The sequence below is a fragment of the Petrocella sp. genome (assembly GCF_059865615.1).
Genome location: NZ_JCBCDA010000079.1, coordinates 1 through 5,943, shown reverse-complemented (window position 1 = coordinate 5,943; position 5,943 = coordinate 1). Strand labels below are relative to the sequence as shown.

Annotated in this window: 3 protein-coding genes; all 3 read right to left on the bottom strand. The window is 35.5% G+C overall.

Annotated elements, in window-relative coordinates:
• Positions 1-512 precede the first annotated feature (512 nt).
• Positions 513-3,635: an efflux RND transporter permease subunit gene (locus AC6F8J_RS09205; RefSeq protein ID WP_500722767.1), complete on the bottom strand. Its 3,123-nt coding sequence runs from the start codon at positions 3,633-3,635 to the stop codon at positions 513-515.
• Positions 3,635-4,909, bottom strand: coding sequence for an efflux RND transporter periplasmic adaptor subunit (locus AC6F8J_RS09200; RefSeq protein ID WP_500722765.1), 1,275 nt, complete (start codon positions 4,907-4,909; stop codon positions 3,635-3,637). The genes AC6F8J_RS09205 and AC6F8J_RS09200 overlap by 1 nt, the downstream gene beginning before the upstream one ends.
• A gap of 179 nt (positions 4,910-5,088) precedes the next feature.
• Entirely contained in the window at positions 5,089-5,655 is a 567-nt protein-coding gene (locus AC6F8J_RS09195; protein ID WP_500722763.1) for a TetR family transcriptional regulator, read from the bottom strand.
• Positions 5,656-5,943: the final 288 nt, after the last annotated feature.

Here is a 5,943-nt window from a genome sequence, read left to right as displayed (position 1 = left end):
GTTGGTTTACTGTTCAGTTTTCAATGTTCAGGTCTTTTACAGCCCCGTGTTTCTAAGGCTTTCCTTGTTGCTTCTACTTCGTTACCTCTTGGGGCAACAGAGAGAATTATATCATCCGCCACCTTAGAAGTCAACACTTTTATTTATCTTTTTTCCTTTCTCTTTCCTTGCTTTTTCTAATTACTTTTTTAGACACTACATATGGTGGTTTTAGCCCTTTTTACACACTTTGTGATACAAGAGCTTATAACCTGTTATTAAATATGCTTCTCCATTACTATACTCGAATATGAAATTGTGAGTACAGCCAAATCTTGGGATTCATTTTTTTCTTCTAATTGTACTGAAGCAGTAAGTATTCATTTTTCTGGTCTTTCCCTTCGGACGATCAGGCGAAAAATGAACGCTTACTACTTCTAAAAGCTTAAGGTTCTTGAAAATATTCCTCTTGACTAAACTAGGTTCACATCTAGTAGTCATATACACTGTGGAAGGGTTTTCATGGGACCTCATTATAACAAAACTTTTTCCACATTAACTTCATTGAACTTCATTTTAAACTTCACACCTTCAAACGTTGCATATATAACCGGTATAACAATCATGGTTAAAAATGTTGCTGCCAGCATACCACCAATAACCGTAATGGCCAATGGTGAGAATCTTTCTGATCCTAGAGCAAGCTGAAGAGCTAAGGGCATCATACCTACAACATCTGAAAGTGCTGTCATCATAATCGGTCTATATCTTGCTTCGACGGCTTGGACCACGGCAACATTCAGCTCAACACCTGCTTTCTGATTTTCTATAGCTTGATTAATCACTAATATTGCATTGTTAACAACCGTACCGGCCAATAAAATAAAACCTAAAAGAACGGGCATAGAAACAAACTTTCCTGTGAGTCCAAGGGCCGGTGCAATTCCAATAATAACCAGTGGTATAGAAGCCATAATTGTAATAGGATGGATAAATGACTTAAACTGTGGGACCAAAACAAGATAAATGAACACAACCGCCAAGCCCAATAAGAGAAGCATGTCCTTCATTGAATCACCCATCTCTTCGTTGTCACCTGTAAGTCCAAGAGTGTAGCCGCTTGGTAATGGATATGTCGCAAAAATATTCTCTATATCTTTTGTAATATGACTAAAAGCTCTTGTCGTGGTATAACCTAAAATATCAATGGTGTATTCCAAGTCTTCTTTTGTGATCAAATTAGCTCTTTGTCCTATATCTACAGAAGCTAACTCTCTTAAAGGCACTTTGATACCCATGGGGGTTTGAATATAAACATTCAACAAGTCGTCAATAGATTGTGTGTATCTTTCCATATATTCAACTGCTATATTCACATTATTACTTTCTTCTAAATCCATACTTGTGGCATTAATACCTTCAATTGCATTATAAATCTGTTTTGCAACAACAGCATTGGATAGCCCCAACTCTTGAATACGTCCATCATGCATACTTATATTCACTTGCAAGTTATCCATGTTAAAACTCTTATATATATTGGTTGTGCCTTCGACTTCTTTGATTTTCACTTCTAAATCTTCTGCAATCTCATAAAGCAGTCTTTGGTCCGGTCCACTGATTCTTATATCGATCGGTGCCGTTGAACTGCTGCTGGCTGTTCCACCTTTTTCTTTTACAACAAATCTTTTGATATCCGGAATCTTCTCTATCTCTAATCTTAGTCTTTCTTGGAAATCCCAGATTGTCTCTTCTCTTTCCTTTCTCGTATTTAGATTAATGGTCATACTGGCTTGGTTGCTTCCCATAATCCCAAAATCACTGATCATATTGCTGTCTTTTTCATAACCTATTTGGGTGTCATAACCTATAACGTTAACTTCATGGCTTATAATCTTTTCAATATTTCTTACGGCTTCAATTGTATCTTCAAGAACAGTTCCCGGTTCCATTTCAATAGAGACATAACTAACTCCGCCATCAAATTTTGGTAACATTTCAACGCCATTTCTAACAATAAAGGTTGCACTAAGAATAATTGCAATGATGATGGCACCATACATAATGACTTTATACTTAAGCGAGAATCTTAGGATAATCATATAAAAACGTAATAAGCCATCCATCATTTTATTAAAAGGCTCTGTAACGATACTAAGCAGTTGTTCTGTTTTTCTAAACTTGAATTTATTTAATAGAACGGTAAATAAAGGTATTATAATGAGCGCGATTAGAATCGAGGATGATATTGCAAATATAACAGTTGTTGCTAAGGGTCTAAACATCTCTCCAACAAATCCTTGAATAAATAAGAGTGGAATGAGAACAATTAATGTTGTTGTTGCACCCGCTATGCTTGGCATAGTGATTTCCCTCGTCCCATCAATTGCCGCTGTAACAATATCCTTTCCCAGTTTGTGGTGATGCGTCATGATGTTTTCAACAACAACAATGGCCCCATCTACGACAAAACCGATACTCAGTATTAGTGCTGAAAGTGTCACCATATCCAGTTTCATGTCAAATAGTTTCATCAGACCCATTGTGGACATGAAGACCAGGGGCATGGAAATGGAAATTACCATAGCTTGGCTTACATTTGTAATAAATAAAAGGATAATAATCATTGTGAAAAATAGAGCAACAAGCACACTTGCTGTCATGTTATCCACCATCTGAGATGTAAAAATTGAATCATCTTGAGCCAATTCAAAGTCTATAAAGGCATATTTTCCCTCTAAAATATTTAATTCTATTTTTAAATTTTCTACGACTTCTACTGTATTGGCATCACTTTTTTTGGTGATCATAACTGCAATCGCTTCTTTACCATTGTATTTATATGAACTTTCAAGGGCTTCAATAGACATTTCAACATTAGAAATATCTTCTAAAAATATTGTATTCCCATCTGCTAAGGGTATCCGTATCTTTTTAATGTCCTCTAAGCTTTGATAACTTTCTTCAACCCGGATTAGAATTTCTTTGTTGTTTTCAATGAGTTTTCCGCCAGGTGCTTTTATATTATTTAACTGTAAGGTGTTTGCCACTTGATCTATCGTTATACCGTATGCATTCAGTTTATTCTGGTCCAACTTAACTTGTACTTCACTGATATTACCTCCAAATAAATTAATAGAGGCAACACCTTCAACCAGTTGAAAGTCAAATGCAATTTCATCTTCTGCCAACTGTCTGATATCTTTCAAATCAACGGATTCACTACTAAGGCTAATGGTTACAACCGGCTTGTCCGCCGTACTAAACTTCAGTACTTTTGGCTCTACCATATTAGATGGCAAATTAGCCTTTATTCTATTAATCATATTTTGAACATCAATCGCTGCTTGATCTATATCGATTCCGTAGTTAAACTCTAACTTAATGGAAGCAACATTATCTTGACTCGTAGATTTGATTTTGGCTATACCTTCTAGGGTTCCAAAAGCATTCTCCATAGGCTCAACGATATCTTTAACAACATCTTGTGCGGATGCACCTGGATATTGAACGATAACCGTCGTCATAGGTGCATTGGTATCCGGTGCTAACTGAGTTTTTAATGTGGTTTTAGCATAAAGACCTAGTAAAAGAATACCTATGGCAAAGGCCAAAACAAAGTATTTGTTTCTAATAGAAAATTCTCCAATATTCATTAAATATCCTCTCCTTTTAGTACATGTACCTTGGCACCGTCATATAATTTTGTCAGATTATTCATGGCAATAACTTCACCTGTTATCAGCCCCTCTAGCACTTGCACTTTATCCCCTACAAGCAGCCCCTTAGTTATTTCTTGTTCTCTTGCCCTATTATTTTCAATGATATATACAAATTCTTTGTCTTTTAAAGACTTTATGGCTCGTTTTGATATAATGATTTCATCTTGAATCTCTTGAACGACAAATTCCACCTGGACACTGGTGCCAACAACAATATTACCTAGGTCCAAAGCGGTTAGATCCATTTGAACTTCGCCTACTCTCGTATTTCCATTTAACCTTGGCATGATTCTGGCAATGCTTGTTTCTCTTTTTTCACTTATACCTGTTATGTTGAGCAACGCTTTCGTTCCAATTTCAATCTTATTTAAGTCTTGTTCGGAAATATTAACTTTTACCGTTAAGTTCTCTGTATCATCAATGATAGCAAATGGTTTACCAACAAGTGCCATATCGCCGATATCATAGTAAAGCATTCTCACTTTTCCTGCACGACTTGCAATGATTGTAGCATCTTGAATACTGATTGCTAACTCATTTACATTCCCTTGTAGCTCATCCATTTGCGCTGCTAATGTGTCTCTTTGACTGACTAATTTTTTATAGCCCTCTGCAAAAGTAGCTTTCAACTCTTCTAATTGAGCGTTTAGCACATCTCTTTCATGCTTAACTTTATCGTAATCTCCTTCAGCCACAGCACCTTGTTCCAATAACATTCTGAACTTATTTTCTTGATCATTTAAATAACTTAAGTTTAGTTCTAAGGTGTCAATTTTTTTGAGTATAGGATTCGTTATATAATAGTTATCCACTTCTTGACGTACATAAGAATAATTCACCTGTAAAGTCTCAATCTTTTTTTGTAAGGTTTCCATCTTTGCTAGCCATTGACGATCATCTAGTCTTGCAACAATATCCCCTTCTTTGACAAGACTTCCTTCTTCTATGTTAAGGAAGGTGACCTGTGCGCCCACCTTAGGTGATAATACAACCGTATTTCTAGACTCAAGGGTACCTATATAAGATATTCCTTCTACCATACTATCTCTACTGACTATAACCACTTCTGTTGGTATCCCCAAATCTAATTGATTTTCCTGTGTTGTTAATACATCCGGAGTTTTCCCTGCGGATATGACTTTAAAACTTATAAAAACAGCAAGGATCAGTACTAATACAATCAACATATAATACTTTTTATTTTTCATCGAATGACGCCTCTTTTCTTTTTTTATTTATGAACTTCATTTATATATCTAATGCTGGTTAAGGGTCAAAACTAAGTTTCACTAAATTCACATACAGTATATAAGTTTTGACATCTTAACCAATACTTGCTAATGAATTAAAATATGAATGAACGCTCATTCATATTAGGATAAAAAAATTAGTTTTGTATCCCTTTAGTAATTAAAGAGATAATTTGACTTTTGACTTCCTTTTGCCAATTGGCTTCCTTCTTTTCTTGACTAATATACACACTCCCCTTGATCAATTGGAAAATTAAGCGTGCAACGATAGGCGGATCTATATCACCAATTTGCCCGCTTTCCTGAGCTTTTTTCAACATCTGTGCAAGTATATCCGGTAATTTTGAACTATAGGTTCTCATATTTTTAGCTTTTGACATTAATGGGGAAAGATCTTCTTGAACCAACACCTTACTGATGCTTGGATTTTCATGGAGCTCATTAAAATGAAAATCTAAAAAGGACTCGATCACTTCTATAATCCCTAATGAACGTTCTTGTAGTCTTTCAAAATATTGAATCCTTTTATAATGTTCAACTGAAAATATATAGTCCAGGATTTCTTCTTTTGTATTAAAGTAAATATATATGGTGCCTACAGCTATGTTGGCTTCAGCAGCTATCATCTTTACTGTTGTTGAATAATAACCCTCTTTGCTAAACACTTCTGCTGCACTTTGTCGAATTAATTCTTTTTTATCCAATTTCATAATCTCCTATGCGAATGAGCGTTCATTCATATCTGAAAATCATCATATCATGCACCTTGGTCTTTTGTCAATAGCCTTCTATAAAAGAAAAGAAGCTTCATTTCGTTATGAGCTATGTTTTAAAGCTGAATGCTAGAGTATGACTTGTAGAGTAAAGTTCTGGCTTTGGCAATGCCTCTGCCAGAACCTCCTCATCAAACCGTACGTGAGGTTCTCCCTCATACGGCTTTCCGAAGTTCTTCTTCCATCTGCATTACGATGCAAATGCAACTCTCTTAAGTC

Bases quoted from the DNA above. Each gene is read 5' to 3' on its own strand.
- AC6F8J_RS09205 (WP_500722767.1), bottom strand. From the start codon at position 3,635: ATGAATATTGGAGAATTTTCTATTAGAAACAAATACTTTGTTTTGGCC.
- AC6F8J_RS09200 (WP_500722765.1), bottom strand. From the start codon at position 4,909: ATGAAAAATAAAAAGTATTATATGTTGATTGTATTAGTACTGATCCTT.